The organism is Brevundimonas sp. UBA5713, assembly GCF_002419815.1.
In the GTDB taxonomy this organism is placed as follows: domain Bacteria; phylum Pseudomonadota; class Alphaproteobacteria; order Caulobacterales; family Caulobacteraceae; genus Brevundimonas.
In genome coordinates this window covers 66579-85052 of the sequence record NZ_DIGV01000017.1, presented here as the reverse complement: position 1 = coordinate 85052, position 18474 = coordinate 66579, and the positions used below count along the sequence as shown (strand labels likewise).

15 protein-coding genes are annotated in these 18474 nt (G+C 64.3%); 6 read left to right on the top strand and 9 right to left on the bottom strand.

The genetic code is table 11. The features are described 5' to 3' along the window. Nucleotides 1–16: 16 nt before the first annotated feature. The 5 genes from B3B04_RS03835 to B3B04_RS03815 all read left to right on the top strand — a co-directional run bounded on the left by B3B04_RS03835 (nucleotide 17) and on the right by B3B04_RS03815 (nucleotide 6011). On the top strand, nucleotides 17–781 hold the full coding sequence (locus B3B04_RS03835; protein WP_292040040.1) for a TetR/AcrR family transcriptional regulator: 765 nt from the start codon (nucleotides 17–19) through the stop codon (nucleotides 779–781). Nucleotides 782–859: 78 nt separating this feature from the next. After that, complete coding sequence (rpe, locus tag B3B04_RS03830) at nucleotides 860–1528, top strand: ribulose-phosphate 3-epimerase (protein WP_292040039.1); 669 nt, start codon at nucleotides 860–862, stop codon at nucleotides 1526–1528. After that, entirely contained in the window at nucleotides 1525–3324 is a 1800-nt protein-coding gene (locus B3B04_RS03825; RefSeq protein WP_292040038.1) for a heparinase II/III family protein, read from the top strand. The genes rpe and B3B04_RS03825 overlap by 4 nt, the downstream gene beginning before the upstream one ends. Nucleotides 3325–3436: 112 nt before the next feature. Beyond that, nucleotides 3437–5041 carry a bifunctional phosphoribosylaminoimidazolecarboxamide formyltransferase/IMP cyclohydrolase gene (gene purH, locus B3B04_RS03820; RefSeq protein WP_292040036.1) on the top strand — a complete coding sequence of 535 codons (1605 nt, stop codon included), beginning with the start codon at nucleotides 3437–3439 and terminating at the stop codon, nucleotides 5039–5041. Between the two features lie 229 nt (nucleotides 5042–5270). Beyond that, nucleotides 5271–6011 carry a dienelactone hydrolase family protein gene (locus tag B3B04_RS03815; protein ID WP_292040035.1) on the top strand — a complete coding sequence of 247 codons (741 nt, stop codon included), beginning with the start codon at nucleotides 5271–5273 and terminating at the stop codon, nucleotides 6009–6011. Here B3B04_RS03815 and B3B04_RS03810 read toward each other — a convergent pair. The 3 genes from B3B04_RS03810 to trpS are packed head-to-tail and all read right to left on the bottom strand — an operon-like array spanning nucleotide 6008 to nucleotide 8210. After that, on the bottom strand, nucleotides 6008–6688 hold the full coding sequence (locus B3B04_RS03810) for a GNAT family N-acetyltransferase (RefSeq protein WP_292040034.1): 681 nt from the start codon (nucleotides 6686–6688) through the stop codon (nucleotides 6008–6010). The two genes, B3B04_RS03815 and B3B04_RS03810, sit on opposite strands and share 4 nt — an antisense overlap. Nucleotides 6689–6696: 8 nt before the next feature. Beyond that, nucleotides 6697–7152: an OsmC family protein gene (locus tag B3B04_RS03805; RefSeq protein WP_292040033.1), complete on the bottom strand. Its 456-nt coding sequence runs from the start codon at nucleotides 7150–7152 to the stop codon at nucleotides 6697–6699. A 20-nt stretch (nucleotides 7153–7172) separates the two neighbouring features. Beyond that, on the bottom strand, nucleotides 7173–8210 hold the full coding sequence (trpS, locus tag B3B04_RS03800; RefSeq protein WP_292040031.1) for a tryptophan--tRNA ligase: 1038 nt from the start codon (nucleotides 8208–8210) through the stop codon (nucleotides 7173–7175). A gap of 290 nt (nucleotides 8211–8500) precedes the next feature. Between trpS and B3B04_RS03795 the strand changes: the two genes are divergently transcribed. Next, entirely contained in the window at nucleotides 8501–9019 is a 519-nt protein-coding gene (locus B3B04_RS03795) for a hypothetical protein (protein ID WP_292040029.1), read from the top strand. On the opposite strand, the gene murJ is transcribed toward B3B04_RS03795, so the two are convergent. From murJ to B3B04_RS03765, 6 genes are all read right to left on the bottom strand, one after another. Beyond that, a complete protein-coding gene (gene murJ / locus B3B04_RS03790) occupies nucleotides 9005–10690 on the bottom strand; it encodes a murein biosynthesis integral membrane protein MurJ (protein WP_409516056.1) in 1686 nt (561 codons plus the stop codon). The genes B3B04_RS03795 and murJ overlap by 15 nt on opposite strands. A gap of 24 nt (nucleotides 10691–10714) precedes the next feature. Then, nucleotides 10715–13393: a [protein-PII] uridylyltransferase gene (gene glnD, locus B3B04_RS03785; RefSeq protein ID WP_292040027.1), complete on the bottom strand. Its 2679-nt coding sequence runs from the start codon at nucleotides 13391–13393 to the stop codon at nucleotides 10715–10717. Then, complete coding sequence (gene mutS / locus B3B04_RS03780) at nucleotides 13393–16095, bottom strand: DNA mismatch repair protein MutS (protein ID WP_292040025.1); 2703 nt, start codon at nucleotides 16093–16095, stop codon at nucleotides 13393–13395. The genes glnD and mutS overlap by 1 nt, the downstream gene beginning before the upstream one ends. 98 nt (nucleotides 16096–16193) lie before the next feature. Continuing rightward, complete coding sequence (locus B3B04_RS03775; RefSeq protein ID WP_292040052.1) at nucleotides 16194–17051, bottom strand: aldo/keto reductase; 858 nt, start codon at nucleotides 17049–17051, stop codon at nucleotides 16194–16196. Nucleotides 17052–17179: 128 nt separating this feature from the next. Continuing rightward, complete coding sequence (maiA, locus tag B3B04_RS03770; RefSeq protein ID WP_292040023.1) at nucleotides 17180–17809, bottom strand: maleylacetoacetate isomerase; 630 nt, start codon at nucleotides 17807–17809, stop codon at nucleotides 17180–17182. Next, entirely contained in the window at nucleotides 17806–18459 is a 654-nt protein-coding gene (locus tag B3B04_RS03765; protein ID WP_292040017.1) for a fumarylacetoacetate hydrolase family protein, read from the bottom strand. The genes maiA and B3B04_RS03765 overlap by 4 nt, the downstream gene beginning before the upstream one ends. Between the last annotated feature and the right edge of the window lie 15 nt (nucleotides 18460–18474).

The following is an 18474-nucleotide window of genomic DNA, read 5'->3' as shown; positions in this document are numbered from 1 at the left end:
CGGGTAGCTTGACCAGATGAGTGCCAAATCTTTGCCCCCGATGGCCGACAATCACGCCGTTCCCCCTACACCCTCGGCCACGACGGTGCGCAAGCCACGCGCGGCCAGCGGAACGGCGGCCAAGCGCGGCCGCCCGCGCAAGTCTACGGCGGAAGCCAACGGCGACACACGCGAAGCCATTCTGAATGCCGCCGAGGACCTGTTCTCCAAACACGGCTTCTATGGCGTGACCATCCGCGAGGTGGCCTCGGAGGCAGGCGTCGATACGGCCCTGATCCACTATTATTTCGGGGCCAAGAAGGAGCTGTTCGACGCGGTGTTCAACCGCCGCGCCGAGGTCTGGAACAACGAGCGCGTCGCCGCCATCAACCGCTATGCCGAGGCGGCGGGCAACGACATGACGCTGGAGGGGCTGTTCGAAGCCTTCCTGCGTCCGCCCTTCCAATGGTCTCTGAAAGGCGGTCCCGGCTGGAAACACTATGCGGCGCTGGTGGCCCAGACCAATGCCAATCCGGCCTTTGGCGGTGAAACCATGGCCCGCTATTTCGACCCCGCCATCAAACGCCTGCTGGAACTGGTGAAACAGATTTTGCCGGATGCACAGGACGAACAGGTGTTCTGGGCCTGGCACAACCTGTCCGGCTCGCTGACCCTGACCCTAGGCGAGACCGGTCGTCTTGACCGACTGTCGGGCGGTCTGTGCAAGTCCGGCGATCTGGATACGGCCTGCGATCACATGGTGAAGTTCGCCGCTGCCGGTTTCCGCGCTGTCTGCGCCTAGGGCTTATGGCCACATCAGGGGGCGGACATTGACCCATGACCTTGCCCCGTGGCGCGCAGGCACGTAAGTCGTCCTTTCATGACCCAGCGCACCGCTCCCCTGATCTGCCCGTCCATCCTCGCCAGCGACTTTTCCAAACTGGGCGAGGAAATCCGCGCTCTGGAAACGGCGGGGGCGGACTGGATCCACGTCGATGTCATGGACGGCCATTTCGTGCCCAATCTGACCATTGGTCCGGATGTGGTGAAGGCACTGCGCCCCCACACCAGCCTGCCGTTCGACGTGCACCTGATGGTCGCCCCGGTCGATAACTGGCTGGAAGCCTACCGCGTCGCCGGTGCCGACATCCTGAGCGTGCATCCTGAAAGCGGCCCGCATGTCCATCGGACTCTGGGCCAAATCCGCCATCTGGGGGCCAAGGCCGGTCTGGCGTTCAACCCCGGGACGCCGCTGTCGATCCTCGAAGAATGCGTCGATCTGGTCGATCTGGTGCTGATCATGTCGGTCAATCCGGGCTTTGGCGGCCAGAAATTCATCGACAGCTCGCTGCGCAAGATCGAGCGCGCCCGCGCCATTCTGGACGCTGCAGGCTCGCCTGCACACCTTCAGGTTGATGGCGGCGTGGTCGCCACAAATGCAGGGGCCTGTGTGGCTGCGGGTGCCGATGCCCTTGTCGCCGGTTCATTTGTGTTCAAGGGTGGTCCGGACGCTTACGCCCCTAATATCGAGGCCCTAAAAGCCGCATGAAGTCTCTCGGACCCTTCGCCCCCCGCGATAGCGAAACCGCGCTGTCGGAAGGTCACATCCCCGGACTTCGCGGCGCACCGGTGCGCACACCGCTGGCAGCACGCACCACCCAAAGAACAAGCCCCGCCCTGTTCGGCTCCATCGCAAAGGCGCTGACGGCCCGCCAGCTCTGGATCGAACTGTATGGTCTGCCCGGTTATGCCCTGACGCTGGGCAAGGCCAAGGATGCGGCCTTCACGATTTCGCCGCGCGATTTCCGCCCCTTGCCCAGCGAGGCCCCGCGCCCGCTGCTGGGGGGCAAGCTGACGCTGGCCGGTCTGTCGCTGGAAGCCGACAATCCGCAGGACCTGTGGACCCAGCCGACGCCCAGCCGCACCTATGCGGTCGAACTACACAGCTTCAACTGGCTGCCGCTGATGATGGCGCAAGGCAAGCGCGGCGTGCGCGATGCGCTGGAGATGGTGCTGGCGTGGCACGATGTGTTTGCCGACTGGTCGCCGTTTTCGTGGTCGCCCGCCATCCTGTCGCGGCGCGTCTATAATCTATCGGTGGCCGCACGGCGTCTGGCGCAGACGGCACCGGCCGCCAGCCAGCAAAAACTGGCCGACAGCCTGCTGCGACAAGCACGCCAGCTGCTGCGTCCGCCCAGCACTATTGTCGGACGTGCCGATCGCCTGATCGCCGCCGCCATTGCGGGTATGACCCTGTCCGGCCCCGCCGCCGACAAAATCCGTGACAAGGCACTGGCCCGCCTGCCGCGCGCGCTTGAAGAAACCGTGCGCGAAGACGGCTCGCACGCCTCGCGCGCACCAGAACAGGCGATGGAGCTGTTGCTCGATCTGCTGACGCTGGACGACGCCCTGTCCCAGACTTCGCAGGCGACGCCACCCGCAGTGGCAGAAGCCATCTCGCGCCTGACCATCGGACTGCGCAGCATGGTGCAGCCCGATGGCCGTCTGGCTGTGTTTCAAGGTGGTGGCCCCTCGACCAAGGCCCGCGTGGCTGCCGCCCGCGCCCACGACGACCAGCCTGCCGCGCCCACAGCCAGCATGGTTGGCGGCATTGTGCGCGTCAGCAGTCCGCAGATCACCATCATGCTGGACGTCGATGGCCCCGCCATGGGTCCGTGGTCCGTCAGCGCCTGCGGCCAGCCCGCCGCTTTGGAAATCTCGTGCGGTAAAGACCGCCTTTTCACCTCCGCCGGTTGGACGCCCAAGGCCGCCGAGCGCCACGCGCTGCGCCTGACGACCGGTGCCTCGACCCTGACACTGGGCGAGCGCCCGATGGGAGAGCCTCTGTTCGGCTGGCAGGCCGACCTGTTGGGTCCACGCCTGATCTCCGATCCCATCCACCTGACCCGCGACCACCAGCAGAACGACGAAGCCGTCTGGCTGGAAGTTCAGCATGATGGCTGGATCGGCATGTACGGCCTGCTGCATCAGCGCCGCATCTATCTAGATCAGATCCACGACGAACTGCGCGCCGAAGAGCGCCTTTATCCGCCGTCAAATCGCGAGGCACCCGGCCGCATCGCCGCGCCCTACGCCCTGCGCTTCCATCTGGAACCGGGCGTGCAGGCGTCTCTGGCACGCGACCGCCGCAGCATCCTGTTGCGCGGCCCGTCCGGCAAGGGCTGGTGGTTCCGTAGCGACGGCCCCGATGTGGCCATCGAACCGGCGGTCCACATAGAGGAAGGCCTGACCCGTCGTACCTTGCAGATCGTGGTGCGCGGCTCGGCCCGCACGGACGCTGAAACCAAGGTGCGCTGGAAACTGTCGCCCGCCAGCGAGGACTGAGCGCAGTTTCTTCACCGGCAAGGCCGTAAAGCGCCTCGCGAGGGGTGACGCCGCCGCATACCGGTGCTAGAGCGCGCGCCATCTCCTGCTCCCAGCTGTAACGGACGTCGCCATGCCCGCCGCTCCCGATTTTCCCCCCGCCCCTAACGCGGTTGCGCCTGCGCGCGCCCTGATCTCCCTGTCCGACAAGACCGGACTGGAAGAGGTGGCCCGCACCCTGCACGACCTCGGCGTCGAACTGGTTTCGACCGGCGGCACCAAGGCGGCCATCGCGGGCTTTGGCCTGCCGGTGAAGGATGTGGCGGACCTGACCGGTTTCCCGGAAATGATGGACGGCCGCGTCAAGACCCTGCACCCGATCGTGCACGGTGGCCTGTTGGGCGTGCGTAACGCCCCGACCCACGCTGCGGCCATGACCGAGCACAATATCGGTGCCATCGATATCGTCTGGATCGACCTCTATCCGTTCGAAAAAACCGTCGAGAGCAGCGGTGGCTTTGAAGCCGCCATCGAGAACATCGACATCGGCGGCCCCGCCATGATCCGTTCGGGCTCCAAGAACCACGGCCACGTCGCGGTCGCAGTTGACGCCGAGAGCATCAACATGATCGTCGAGGCCCTGAAGGCCGACGGCTCGACCTCGCTGGACCTGCGCAAGAAACTGGCCGCCCGCGCCTTCGCCCGCACCGCCGCCTATGACGCCGCCGTGTCGTCGTGGTTCGCTGGTCAGCTTGAAGATGCCGCTCCGGCCCGCAAGTCGATTGCTGGCGAACTGGCCCAGACCCTGCGTTACGGCGAGAACCCGCACCAGACCGGCAGCTTCTACCGCACCGGCGAAAAGCGTCCGGGTGTCGCCTATGCCGAACAGATCCAGGGCAAGGAACTGGGCTATAACAACATCGCCGATGCCGACGCCGCCTATGAGCTGGTCGCCGAGTTTTCGGAACCGGCCTGCGTCATCGTCAAGCACGCCAACCCGTGCGGCGTGGCCGTCGGCAAGGACCTTGCCGAAGCCTATGCCCGCGCTCTGGAATGCGACGCCGTCTCAGCTTTCGGTGGCGTTATCGCCGTCAACCGTCCGCTGACCGAAGACGCCGCCAAGGCCATCACCGAAATCTTCACCGAAGTGGTCATCGCACCGGGTGCTGACGATGCGGCCAAGGCCGTGTTTGCGGCCAAGAAGAACCTGCGTCTGCTGATCACCGACGGCCTGCCTGATCCGCACGCCGAAGGTAACGTCTTCCGCTCGGTCGCCGGTGGCTTCCTCGTGCAGTCACGCGACCAGTCGAACCTGACGGCTGCCGACCTGAAGGTCGTGACCAAGCGCCAGCCGACCGAGAAGGAAATCGAGGACATGCTCTTCGCCTTCACCGTCGCCAAGCACGTGAAGTCGAACGCCATCGTCTATGCCAAGGACGGCCAGACCGCCGGCATCGGCGCAGGCCAGATGAACCGCCGCGACAGCGCCCGTATCGCCGCCATCCGCGCCAAGGAAGCCGGCGAAGCCAAGGGCCTCGACGTCTCGCTGGCCGAAGGCTCGGCCTGCGCTTCGGAAGCCTTCTTCCCGTTCGCCGACGGCCTGCTGGAAGCGGTTGCCGCCGGTGCCACCTGCGTCATCCAACCGGGTGGCTCGATGCGCGACGAGGAAGTCATCAAGGCTGCCGACGAAAAGGGCATCGCCATGGTCTTCACGGGAACTCGTGTCTTTAGACACTAACACCCGATTTCTGAGTGGGCCGCGGACGTTGGCCCTTCGGGACCTCCCGACCCGACGCGGCCTAGTCTGTGGCCGGGGTTAGAAGGCTTCGCCTTCTCGACCCGTCGGGGATTAGTTCGTTGCTCAAGTAGCGAGCCCCCGCGGGGCGAGCGATAGCAACAAAAAGAAAGGCGCGGTGCGTTAGATGCCGTGCCTTTTTCTTTGGGTGGTCTCTGCTTATGTCAGCGTCATGGATACGCTAGCCAGCCGTTGGGCCGCTCTTGAGCCGCATGTGATCGTTGTCGGACCGGACGACGACCTGCCCCGTCCGGCAGTGCTGCTGTTCCACGGTTGCGGCGGTTTGCGCAGCCATCTGCCGCGCTATGCGGAGGTGGCCAAGGCGGCGGGGTGGCGCGCCTTTATCATCGACAGCTATGGTCCGCGCGGCTGGGGGCGGATGCGTACCCTGATGACCGTGTGCACCAATCTGATGTTTCGCGGTATCGACCGTGCGGGCGACCTTCTGGCTGCGTGGCACGGGGTTGCGGCGCGGCCTGACGTGCGGCCTGACAAGGTGGTTCTGGGGGGCTGGTCGCACGGCGGATGGTCCATCATGGAGCTGATGGTGGCCACGCTGGAAGACGGCGCACTGGGTCTAAAGGATGCCGGTCGGCACGGCCTTTCGCCTCCCGTGGGCGTCTGGTTGGCTTATGCCTATGTCGGGCCGCTGGCCCCGCACCGGATGCAGCGCTGGAACTTTAAATCAGACGTCTATGCCGTGACGTGTAGCCGCGATCACCTGACCACGGTGCGCAATGCCGAAAAGGTCAATGACGCCATTCGCGCCAATGGCTCGACCGTGGAAAGCTGGGTCGCCGAGGGCACCCATGCCTTTGACGAGCCGACCAGCAACGGGCCGATGAAACACAACCCCGAACGCACCGAAGACATGCTGGAGCGTTTTAGCCGCTTCCTGCGCAAACTGGCCTAGATCGTTACCAAGGTGCGCATATTCATGGGTGCCCGCACGCTGAACCCCAGCCCCTCGTACAGGCTGATGGCACGCGTATTGTAGTCGTAGGAATGCAGGAAGGCCGTCTCGCCGCGCGCCAGAATGTCCTCGATCACATGTCGCATCAAAGCCGCCGCATAACCACGCCCTTGGGCGTCGGGACGGACACAAACGCCCGACACCTCGGTAAAACCATCCGGCTTCATCCGCTCACCGGCCATCGCCAACAGCCGCCCGCCTTCCTTGACCCCGTAGAAGGCACCCAACAGGTGGGTCTTGTCGAAGAAGGGGCCCGGTTCCGTCAGCCGCGCCAGTTCCAACATCTGCGGCGCATCGGCGTCCGTCAGACGCTCCATAGGCACCTCGCGCGTCTTTCCAGCCCTGAGCGCGGTCAGCGTCATTTGCAAGAGAGTGGCCTGCTTCTCCAACCCAAAACCGGCGGGCAAGTCCTGAGGCTCAGCCTCCACCGTGACCAGCTTGCCTTCGGATATCGGCAGTCGGGCCATGTCGCCAAGCTGTGAGGGGTGAAGCGCGGCCGCAAACACCCCGTAGCCCGGGGCCATCCGCACGGCACCGCCCTCCTGTACGGCCAGATGCGACTGGCGCGACGAGGTCAGGGCGCTTAGCACCACACGATCGAGCGGGTGAAAGGACATATTGGAGACTAACCTTCGACCCTCACCGTCGCACGCAGGGAGTTGGCGATGTAGCAGGCTTCATGGGCGCGGTGATGCAGATCGGCCAGTTGCGCCTCATCGGGAACCTGCCCGTCCCATTGAATGCGCGGGCGCAGGACAATATCGATCAGGCTGATCTTGCCGCGCTCGTCCTTGCCCATGGTGCCGACGGCCTGATCTTCGTAGCAGCCAACGCCAAAGCCAGCCTTGGCGGCAAAACTGAGGAAGAACAGCATGTGGCAACTGCTGGTTGCCGCCACCACAGCCTCTTCGGGATCGACGGCCGACGCGTCGGAATAGGGCAAGGGTACGGAGGACGGAGCCGACGAGGCCACCACTTCGGCCCCGCCGTCGAAACGCCACAGATGGCGTCGGCTGTAGCGGTTATCGGTGAAGGTCGGGCCCTCACGTTCCCACACTACGGTCGCGACATACTGTGACATCGGTCGTCCTCCGGTTCAGATCATCCCTGCCAGAAGCCGACGATCTTCTTGACCTCTTCGACCACGGGCTGGGCCACTTCGCGGGCCTGAGCCGCACCCTTGGCCAGAACGCGGTCGATCTCGGCCGGTTCGTTCAGAAGGTGACGCATGCGCTCGGTGACCGGAGCCATGGATTCCACGGCCAGTTCCGACAGCTTGGGTTTAAAGGCCCCGAAACCCTGACCGCCGAACTCGGCCAGAACGGCCTCGCGCGAGGTCCCCGCCAGAGCCGCATAGATGGCCACAAGGTTCTTGGCTTCCGGGCGACCTTCCAGACCATCGACCTCGGACGGCAGCACATCCATGTCGGACTTGGCCTTCTTGATCTTGTTGGCGATGGTGTCGGCATCATCGGTCAGGTTGATGCGCGACAGGTCCGACGGGTCGGACTTGGACATCTTGGCCGAACCGTCTCGAAGGCTCATGACGCGCGTGGCCGGCCCCTGAATGAGCGGTTCCGGCTGCGGGAAGAAGTTCGGTACGCCAAAGTCGTTGTTGAACTTGGCGGCGATGTCGCGGGTCAGTTCGAGGTGCTGTTTCTGGTCTTCGCCGACCGGCACGCCGGTCGCCTTGTAGAGCAGGATGTCCGCCGCCTGCAGCACCGGATAGGTGTAGAGACCGACCGAGGAGCGCTCTTTGTGCTTGCCGGACTTTTCCTTGAACTGGGTCATGCGGTCGAGCCAGCCAAGGCGGGCGACGCAGTTGAAAATCCACGCCAGTTCGGCATGTGCCGGCACAGCCGATTGCGGGAAGATGACCGACTTTTCCGGATCAAGGCCCGCCGCCAGATAGGCCGCGGCAATCTCGCGCGTCTGGGCGGTCAGCTTGGCCGGATCCTGCCACACGGTGATGGCGTGCATGTCGGCTACGAACAGGTAGCAGGGCTCGCCCTGATCCTGCATTTCGACAAAGCGTTTCAGGGCACCCAGATAGTTGCCAAGGTGCAGGGCACCGGAAGCCTGGATACCGGACAGAATACGGCGCGGGCCGGTGTAGGGAGCCGGGGTCTGGTCAGTCATAAAATGAACTCTGGAAGAGTGGTCGTCTGGGACATCGCGTCGCAAAGAGGCGAACGCACAGGTGTAAGGGCCGCTGAAACATCAGCTGCGCCATCGTCCTGTCTGTGTGCGCAATCCCAAGATCATGGCGAAGGCTTATCGCGTCCTCGGCACAAGGGCAACCGCCCGACAGATGAGGGCCGGTTGTCAAAAATTGACGGTTCCTCAAACATCTGTCTGGAAAACCTTGGCTGTTATTTGCGAACTGTGTTACGTGAAGTACCTTATTCGCCGTACCCCCACGGTCACTGATGGATGATTTCGAAGTCGCCCCTCTGGAAAACTTTGCACCTCGCGAGGCGCTGGAGCGGATGCTTGTCCTTTTGTTGGCGCTGTTCGACGACATATCCGATCATAAACGGTCGCTGTTGGTGAACGCGGATCTGGACGCGATTTACTACCATCTTGAAGAGGCCTATCCCCCTGCGCTGGCATTGGCGCGGGAGGATATTCGCGCACTGATCAACACGCTTCAGACCGTCGACTTTTCTCTGGAAGAGAAAGAACACCTGCGGATGAACGGGCCGATGCTGCGGCTGAATATGATGGCGATCAAAGCCGCCTTTGCCGAAGCGCGCGGCGTCCATCCTGTGAGCGGCTATTCCGACAGGCGCGGTTGGGCTCTTTATAACCGCGCCCTGACCAACCTGTTCGACCTGATGGACGAGCCCTTGCGCACCCTGACCCATACGACCGATGGGCCGCACGGGGCACTGATGTTCAAAGCGACGCTAAGGGCCTTGCTCAACCAGAAATCAGTTGCGCCTTAAGAGCCGTTTCAAGTCGCGCACCGTGACGGCGCGCGTGGCAAAGGCCAGCGCCAGATAAGCCAGACCGCCAAGGCCTACGACCAGCAACATGGCCAGCTCCTTGCCGCCACGGTCGGTGCCGATCTGTGCCAGGACCTGGGCGATAGGGTCTTGGATATAGTCCCGCCCCCACGAACACAGGGCTACAAACACGCCCATACCGGCGCTGGCCATCAGGATGCGCGCCAGACGGCTGAGGGTGGTCTGGCTGGGGCGGTAATGGCCGCGACGCCACAAGGTGAGGCCCAGCAACAGGGCGTTACTCCATGCCGCCGCACTAACCGCAGCGGCAATGCCCGGCACGCCCATTCCCCCGAAGAAAAGGGCCACCGCGACGGCGGCGTTCACCGCCACTGAAATCAACGCAAACCGCATCGGCGTGCGCGTGTCTCCGCGTGCATAAAAGCCGGGGGCCAGAATGCGGATCAGCACAAAGGCCGGCACGCCCCAGCCGAACTGCAACAGGGCCTTGGCCGTGTTCATGGCGTCAATCGTCAGGAACTCGCCGCGGGTGAACAGCCCATCGATCAACAGGAAAGGCATGCCCATCAATGCTGCGGCTGCCGGAAGGGTCAGGGCCATGGAGATGATCATGGCCTCATCCATCGAGGACTGCTGCATCTGTCGGTCGCCACTCGCCACTGCCGAGGAAAGGCGCGGCAACAGGGCAATACCGATCGCCACACCGACCAGCCCCAGAGGCAGCTGATACAGGCGGTCAGCCGTCGCCAGCCAGGTACGGCCACCGTTCACGAAACTGGACAGGTTGCCGGACAGGAAGACGTTGATCTGGGTGGCGCTGTTGCCGATGGCCGCCGGAATGGCGGTGATGATGATGGCTTTGACCTCGGGACTCAGGCGCGGCAGGCGAATGCGCACATTGGCTCCGGCCTTGCGCACGCCCCACCAGCACAGGCCCGCCTGCGCCACGCCAGAAACCAGCACAGACCAGCTGGCGGCCGTGGCGGCGGCAATAGGGCCGTCATCCTTCGTCGTGTAAACGGCCACCAACATGATGACGTTCATCAGGATCGGATAGGCCCCCGAGACGATGAAGCGGTTACGCGCATTCAGCACGCCGCTGAGCAGGGCCGCGATCGCCATACACGGCAGATAGGGCATGGTGATCTGCGTCAGGACCACAGCCAGTTTGAAGCGGGCCGGATCGTCCAGAAAGCCGATGTTGATGACCGTCATCAGCCACGGCATGGCCAGTTGGGCGATCAGGGTCAGAGCTAGCGTCACCACCGCGATGACGGCCAGAGCGTCGGTCGCCACCTGATCGGCGGCGGCTTCGCCATCCGTTTTCAGCTTACGGGCATAGGCAGGCACAAAGGCGGCGGCAAAGGCCCCCTCGGCAAAGATGCGGCGGAACAGATTGGGGAAGTTCAGGGCCGTATAATAGGCATCGGCGGCGGGGCCAGCCGAGGCCCCCAGCGCTGCCGTCACCACCAGATCGCGCGCAAAGCCGGCCAGACGGCTGAGCAGGGTCATGCCCCCGAAAATAGCCGATGACTTGGCCACGCCGCTGCTTTTCTGGGCTGGCGCGTCCGGCTCGACCTGACCCGTCAGGGACTTTTCGGCCTCGGTTTCGGCGACAGATTTCAGGGCTTGATCGGTTTTATCGTTCACGGACGGCTCCTCGTCGCCAAGCGCTTAGCGCGCCTGATCGCTCTTGGATACGGGTGAGGTGGCCGCCGGTGCCGTGCCGATCACCGACACGTCGCGCGTACTGGCCCGAACGGGCGTGATACGGCGGCCTTCAGGTCCCTTTGGCCGCTTGTCCAAGACCACCAACAAACTGGCGTGAAGGGCTTCAAGCCGCGCCTTGTCGACAGGTTTAGAGCCATCCAGTTCGGTCAGATAAAAGGCATCCACCGCCCGCTCGCCAAACGAGGCGATGTGGGCCGAGCGTACGGAATAGTCGTGCTGTGAGAAGGTACGCGCCAGATCGACCAACAAACCCGGACGGTCGATGCCTGACACCTCCACGACCACGGCGCTGCGGCCCGTCTGGGTGTCGATCCGCACCACGGGACGCACGTCGAACACGGCATGGCGGGCACTGACCCGCTCGCTGCCCAGCGCCGAGCTGCGCGCGCCTTTTAGTGCGGCCCGCTCCAAAGACTTGGCCAGAATGTTCAGACGGCGCGGCTCGCGGCGGCCATAGGGCTCGCCCGCCCCGTCCTGAATCTCGAACACCTCCAGCGCCATGCTGTCATCGCCTGTGGCCAGACGCGCACCCACAACATCAGCCCCCGCAAAGGAGAGCGTGGCGGTCATATCGGCAAACAGGCCACGGCGGTCAGGCGTCGCGACGACCACGCGGGAGGTGGATTCCAGCGGCCCGTCAGGGAGTTGCGTCTCGACCGCCACGCCCGCAAAGCGCGCTTTCTCGACCAGAGCCGAAAACTCGTCCTGAACGTCCTCGCGTTCAATCTCCCCGCCCCTGAACAGAGCTTCGGTAGCGTCAAACAGGGCCCGCATCAGCTGCCCCTTCCAGCCGTTCCATACCCCCGGCCCCACGGCGCGAATATCCGCCACCGTCAGCACCATCAGCATGCGCAGGCGTTCCAGATCGCCCACGACCTCGGCAAAGGCGCGCACGGTCGACGGGTCGGACACATCGCGCTTTTGCGCATAGTCGCTCATCAGCAGGTGACTGCGCACCAGCCAGACCACCAGTTCGATCCGGCGCGGATCAAGACCCAGCCGCTCGCAGGCACGTCGTGCAGCGATGGCCCCGTCTTCCAACTGTCCACGGTCCCCGCCCTTGCCGACATCGTGCAACAGCATGGCCAGCATCAGACATTCAGGATCGACGATGTTGTGTATGATACGCGAGGCCGCAGGGTGGTCGGCTTCCAGCTTGCCCTTCTTGATATCATCAATGATACCAATGGCTTGCAATGTATGCTCGTCCACGGTGAAGGCGTGGTACATATTGAACTGGGTCTGGCCGACGATCCGCCCCCATTCGGGCAGGAACCGCCCCAACAGCCCCGTCTCGTTCATCATCGACAGGATGCGATAGGGCCGCCGACCGCGCGCCAGTATCCTCAACAAGGCCTGTGCCGCGCGCGGATCACGGCGCAACTGCGGGCTGATCAGCGACAGCGACCGAATGACGGCAGCAAAGGCGTCGGGGTGCAAGTCCACGTCCAGCCGGTCGGCCTCAACGAACAGCAGCAACAGCCGCACAGGGTCTTTGGCAAAGATATTCGGATGGGTGACCGTCAGGCGCCCGCCCTCAAGCTCTAACCCGTCAAAAGCCAGCTTTACACGACGGCGGCTCAGCAGCCGCGACAGGCCGCGATGCAGGCCCTCGGCGCGTTTTTGCTGTCTGGCTTCCAGCTGGGCCGAGACGGCGCGGGTCAGGGCTCCCACCTGGGCCGCCACCTGAAAATAGCGGCGCATAAACCGCTCGACCGCCAATTCGTCACCGCGCCCGCGCCACCCCATGCGGCGGGCGATCTCGGGCTGGAAATCGAAGGTCAGCTTTTCCTCGGCACGGCCTGCGATCAGATGCAGATGGATGCGCACCTGCCATAAAAAGCCGATGGATTCGCGAAAGCGGCGCATTTCCTGAGCGGACAACAAGCCCTGCAACGCGGCCTTGCCCCGTTCGCTGTCGGGGGCCAGAGACAGGGCGATCCAGAACAGGGTGTTCAGGTCGCGCAAGCCGCCCTTGCCGTCCTTGATGTGGGGCTCGACCCGATAGCGGACAGCACCCGATTTTTGCAAGCGGGCATCGCGTTCGGTCATCTTGGCGGCGATGAAGGGGCGCGGGTCGGCCTGTATGACCATGGCCCGAAAGCGTTTGATCAGGCCCTCGCCCAACTCGGCATCGCCCGCCAATACGCGCGCTTCCAGCAAAGTGGTGCGCACGGTCATGTCACTGTCGGCCAGCTCCAGCGCCTCGCCCAGCGACCGGAAGGCCGAGCCGACCTTCAGCCCCAAGTCCCACAGCACATAGTGGACGAACTCGACCACCTGTTCGGAGCGTTTGGACGCCGCGCGCGGGCGACGCAGGAACAGCAGATCAAGGTCTGAATAGGGTGCCAACACGCCGCGGCCGTAACCCCCGACAGCCACAAGCGTCAGCTTGTCCGACGGCTGCGGGTACAGCACCTGGGTGGTGAAATCCCACAGATTGACCAGCATCCGGTCAGCGGCCTTGGCATATAGCCGCGCCACATCGGCCCCGTCTCCACCCGCTTCCAGACGACGCCGCGCGCGGTCGCGGTCGGCATCCAGATCTTCGCGCAATATCCGGGCGACAGCCCCGCGCACATCGTCGGCCTTGGCGGCGTCGATCAGGCGCGGGTCGATCATCAGGCTTTGTCCGTGGCCAGCGCCTTGAGGCGGTACAATGCCTCCAACGCCTCGCGCGGCGAAAGGTCATCGGGCGAGATGTCCGCCAGTGCCAGATCGACCGGCGACGGCCCCGCCGGTTCTGGCTCGGGCTGGGCGGCAGCAAACAAAGGCAGGTCGTTCAGGCTGGCCGAAGAGGTCTTTTCCTTCTCCAGCTTTTCCAGCACCGACTTGGCGCGGGCCACCACCTTGGGCGGCACACCCGCCAGACGCGCGACCTGAACACCGTAAGAGCGGTCCGCCGCCCCCACCACCGCCTCGTGCAGGAAGACGAGGTCGCCGTTCCATTCCTTGGCCGCCATGGACAGGTTTGAGACGTAGTCCAGACGCTCCTCCAGCTGCGCCAGCTCGTGATAGTGGGTGGCGAACAAGGTGCGCGCGCGGTTGGTTTCGTGCAGGGCCTCGGCGGTGGCCCATGCGATGGCCAGACCATCATAGGTGGCCGTGCCGCGTCCGATCTCGTCCAGCACAACAAAGCTGCGTGGCGTGGCTTGCGACAGGATAGCAGCGGTCTCCACCATCTCCATCATGAAGGTGGAGCGCCCACGCGCCAGATCGTCGCCCGCGCCCACGCGGCTGAACAGGCGATCGACCACGCCCAGATGCATGGTGCGCGCGGGCACGAAGGCACCGGCTTGAGCCAGTATCACCAGCAAGGCGTTCTGGCGCAGGAAGGTCGACTTACCGGCCATGTTCGGGCCGGTCACAATCGACAGGCGCGAGCCGCCCTGACCATCGCCCGACAGGCGGCAGTCATTGGGGGTATAGGGATTGCCCTGCGCCTTCACAGCGGCCTCGACGACCGGATGGCGACCACCCTCGACGAAGAAGCACAGGCCGTCATCAACCACCGGACGGGTAGCCCCGACCTCCTCGGCCCATTCGGCCAAACCGGCATGGGCATCCAGTTCGGCAATGGCTTCGGCCACGCGCTGAAGACGAGGAGCCAAAGCCGCCACCTCGCGGCGCCAGCTTTCGAAAGTCTCGGTTTCGATAGCGAGGGCGCGGTGCCCCGCCTGACTGATCTTGGCGTCCAGTTCCGACAGTTCGACCGTGGTGAAACGCACCTGATTGGCCAAAGTCTGACGGTGGATGAAAGGGCTGTCCGGCCCCGCGCGCATCAAAGGTTCTGCGGCCTTGGCGGTGGCTTCGAGGAAATAGCCCAGCACGGCATTGTGGCGCACCTTGAAGGCGACACCGCTTTCCTCGATAGCGCGCGCTTCCAGTTCGGCGATCACGCGGCGGCTGTCGTCCCGCAGGGCACGGGCCGCGTCGAGTTCGGGGCGATGGCCCGGCTGAACAAAGCCGCCGTCGCGCACCAGATGGCTCGGCTCATCGGCCAAGCCTTCGCGCAGATCGGCCAGCAGGTTCGCTAGATCGGCATCCAGCGTCAGATCGGCCAGCGCGGATTGCAGACGAGCGGGCGGTCCGGTCAGCGGATCATTGCGGCTGGCGGCAAACAGCGCGCCGATCGCTTCGGCGGACAGAAGACCCGAGCGGATAGCCGCCAGATCGCGCGGCCCGCCACGGCCCAGCGCCAGACGCGAGGTCGCCCGCGCCACATCCGACGAAGCCTTTAGAATATCGCGCAGATCACGGCGCAGCGGACGGTTCTCGACCATCCAGCCCACGGCATCCAGATTGGCATTGATCAGGGCCGGATCGCACAGCGGACGGGCGATCCGCTCGGCTAAAGCCCGCGCCCCGCCCGAGGTGACAGTGCGGTCGATACAGTGCAGCAGCGATCCATCGCGCTCGCCGCGCTGGGTGCGGTCGATTTCAAGACTGTGGCGGGTGGACGGATCAATGGCCAGATGGCCGACCTCGCCCGTGCGGCGCGGCGGGGCCAAAGCCGGAATCTTGCCCGCCTGTGTGGTCTCCAGATAGGCCGCGATCAGGCCGAGCGCCGAAACCTCGGCCTCTTCAAAATGGCCAAAGCCATCGAGGGCCGAGACGCCATAAAGGCGTTGGACCCGATCCCGCGCTCCGGTCGGCTCACCCAAGGCCGAGGGGATGGCCTGAACCACACCGCCCGAGCCATCCAGCGCCGCCTTCAACGTCTCATCCCCGAACAGACGGTCCGGCACCAGCACTTCCGAGGGACGGAAGGCCGCCAGCACAGAGGCCAGATCGCCCAGATCACAGGCCACGGAATCCACCGCCCCTGCCGACAGTTCGACCACTGCCACAGCGGCCTTGCCCTTGCGTACCGACACGGCAGCCAGACGGTTGGCCCCGCGCGCATCCAGCAGGCTGTCTTCTGTCAGGGTGCCGGGGGTGACGACGCGCACCACATCACGGCGCACCACCGCCTTGGAGCCACGCTTTTTCGCTTCCGACGGGTCTTCCATCTGTTCGCAGACGGCGACCTTGAAGCCCTGACGGATCAGACGGGCCAGATAGCCGTCCATGGCGTGCACCGGCACGCCCGCCATCGGAATATCCTCGCCCTTGTGCTTGCCACGCTTGGTCAGGGCGATGCCCAGAGCCGCCGCCGCCTTTTCGGCATCATCAAAGAACAGCTCGTAAAAGTCGCCCATGCGGAAAAACAGCATGGCATCGGGGTGGCTGGCCTTGGCCGTCAGGAATTGCGCCATGACCGGGGTGGTTCCGGCATCAGGCGTCAGGTCAACTTTGGGCGGATGGGCAATCGGGGCGTTCATATGAGCCCCAAGGTGGCGGATCAGAGCAGGTGTCTCAAGGGACAGCGTTCAACTGATCCCCAAAATCGCCAAACGTATGGGGAGGAAATGCCCGCCGGTCAGGCAGCGACCACGCCAAACCGGCTGGAGACGGCATTGGCTTCCAGCGACAGCGCCTTCCAGTCCATATCGGGGCATGGCGCGTGCGAGGCCGCGATGATGGCACGCAGTTGGGCCGCCGAATGCACCTTGGCAATCACGCACTCAACGCCCTCTTGGCGCAGGGTATAGGACAGGGCGGCCTGCATAGGATCCACTCGCGCCTCGGCCAGTCGGCGACGGATGCGCGACAGTTGCGGCACCATCCGGCCCATTTCCGGCGGCAGGGTTTCCATGGCGCTGAACAAAAGCCCCTTGGCGAAGACCGACGACAGATGAACCGCCACATCCTGCTCTGCCAACTGGTCCAGAATGCCGGTGCTGACCGCGCGCTGGTCCAGCACATTGCACGGCAGTTGCACCACGTCGGGGCGGAAGCGGCGGGCCAGAACGGCAGGACTGTCTTCGATGGAGGCGATGAAGCCTATACGGCGGAACAGGCCACGATCCTTTAAGCCCTGAAGGCGCGCCCACAGGGCACGGCCATCCTCGCCGACCAGATCGGTCGCCGCCTGCACCAGCACAGTATCGCCGCGCGGCAGGCCCATGTGTTCCAGAGAGCGACGGGCGCGAGCCTCGGCGCGATCGACGCCGTCATTGACAGGCACAGTCCGCACCGAAACGCGGAACGGCGAGGGAAACGGCCAGCCCAGTCCCAAAAGACGCTCGCCATCGCCTTCCGGCTTGGTGGCCACGCGCGACACGCCCGCATCCGCCGCAGTTTGCAGGATTTGGCGCACGGCCTCCTCCCTCTGCAACTGCGGCATAGGGCGTTGGCGGTCTGCCTCCACGCCCACAGCTAGGGCCAGGCGCTCCACTGGATTTTGGGCGTCAAAGAATCTCACAACACCGATTTTTACCGATGAAGGTTTACGCGAGATTGATCAGCGATCCCTAAAGAGGGTGAAGCGTAAATTTACCCTGAAATCGCTCCGTCCACCCGCCCTTAATCGGCGTCGGGCTGCTGGTCCGGATGAGCGACCTGAAACGCCGGATGGGCCTGCGCCTTTTCCTCTATCGCCAGCAAATGCGGATAGGGCGTCAGATCGGCATTGAACCGTTTGGCGGAATAGATCTGCGGGACCAGATAACAGTCCGCCAAGGTCGGTTGATCGCCATAGCACCAGCCCCGACCATGACGCGCCACCAGAGCCTCCAAGGCCGCAAAGCCTTCGGCAATCCATTGACGGGCCCATTGGTCGCTGGCGTCCTGATCGGCACCCAGGGCCTTAATCGCCTTAAGCACACGCAGATTATTGAGCGGATGCACATCACAGCCGATCAGCGCTGACATGGCCCGCACCACAGCGCGGCCCGCCGCATCCTTGGGCAGCAGGGCCGGTTCGGGATGGGTTTCCTCCAGCCATTCCAAAATGGCAGGCGATTGGGTCAGCACCTGCCCGTCCACCTCTAAAGCCGGCACCAGACCTTGTGGATTCAGCGCCAGATAGGAATCCGACTTTTGCGCGCCGGTGCGCAGGTCAATCGGGGCCTGCCGATAGTCGAGGCCCTTGAGGTTCAGGGCGATCCGCGTGCGATAGCTGGTGCCCGAGCGCCAATAGCCGTGCAGGATCATGCGCGAACCACGAACGACAGCGGCGGCAGGCCGTCGATGACAGCCTCGACCCGATCACCGGGGCTCAGAGGGCCAACGCCTTCGGGAGTACCGGTAAAGATGATATCGCCCGCCGACAGCTTCCACAGAGTGCCAGCCTTGGCGACAATACCATCCACGTCCCAGATCATGTCGGACAGGCGGCTGGACTGGCGGACCTCGCCATTGACGCTGAGGCGGATAGCGGCATCCGGCGCAGGCGGTTTCAGGCTCAGCGCGCCGCACGGGGCCGATTGGTCGAAGCCCTTGGCCGCATCCCATGGACGCCCCTTGGTCTTGGCGGCGCTTTGCAGGTCGCGGCGGGTCAGATCGACGCCGACCGCCCAGCCGACCGGTTGACCGGTCTCGCCGATAGCCACCACCAGTTCGACCTCATAGTGCAGATTGGACGTAGACGGCGGATAGGTCGGATCGGCACCGTCAACCACCAGAGCATCGGCGGGTTTGGTGAAGAAGAAGGGATCGGGCTTGTCTGCATCCGCGCCCATTTCACGGGCATGCGCCGCATAGTTCTGGCCCACACAATAGATGCGGCGAACGGCGAAACGACGGGCATCGTCGGCAATGGCCAAAGACGCAGCGGGCGGTGGAGCGATCAACCAGTCTGTCATGAGCCAATATCTAAG

Coding starts and splice junctions, on each gene's coding strand:
- trpS (WP_292040031.1), bottom strand. CDS start 8,210: ATGACTGACCAGACCCCGGCTCCCTACACCGGCCCGCGCCGTATTCTG.
- B3B04_RS03810 (WP_292040034.1), bottom strand. CDS start 6,688: ATGTCCTTTCACCCGCTCGATCGTGTGGTGCTAAGCGCCCTGACCTCG.
- B3B04_RS03795 (WP_292040029.1), top strand. CDS start 8,501: ATGGATGATTTCGAAGTCGCCCCTCTGGAAAACTTTGCACCTCGCGAG.
- mutS (WP_292040025.1), bottom strand. CDS start 16,095: ATGAACGCCCCGATTGCCCATCCGCCCAAAGTTGACCTGACGCCTGAT.
- B3B04_RS03765 (WP_292040017.1), bottom strand. CDS start 18,459: ATGACAGACTGGTTGATCGCTCCACCGCCCGCTGCGTCTTTGGCCATT.
- glnD (WP_292040027.1), bottom strand. CDS start 13,393: ATGATCGACCCGCGCCTGATCGACGCCGCCAAGGCCGACGATGTGCGC.
- B3B04_RS03815 (WP_292040035.1), top strand. CDS start 5,271: ATGGATACGCTAGCCAGCCGTTGGGCCGCTCTTGAGCCGCATGTGATC.
- B3B04_RS03825 (WP_292040038.1), top strand. CDS start 1,525: ATGAAGTCTCTCGGACCCTTCGCCCCCCGCGATAGCGAAACCGCGCTG.
- B3B04_RS03805 (WP_292040033.1), bottom strand. CDS start 7,152: ATGTCACAGTATGTCGCGACCGTAGTGTGGGAACGTGAGGGCCCGACC.
- purH (WP_292040036.1), top strand. CDS start 3,437: ATGCCCGCCGCTCCCGATTTTCCCCCCGCCCCTAACGCGGTTGCGCCT.
- rpe (WP_292040039.1), top strand. CDS start 860: ATGACCCAGCGCACCGCTCCCCTGATCTGCCCGTCCATCCTCGCCAGC.
- maiA (WP_292040023.1), bottom strand. CDS start 17,809: ATGATCCTGCACGGCTATTGGCGCTCGGGCACCAGCTATCGCACGCGG.
- B3B04_RS03835 (WP_292040040.1), top strand. CDS start 17: ATGAGTGCCAAATCTTTGCCCCCGATGGCCGACAATCACGCCGTTCCC.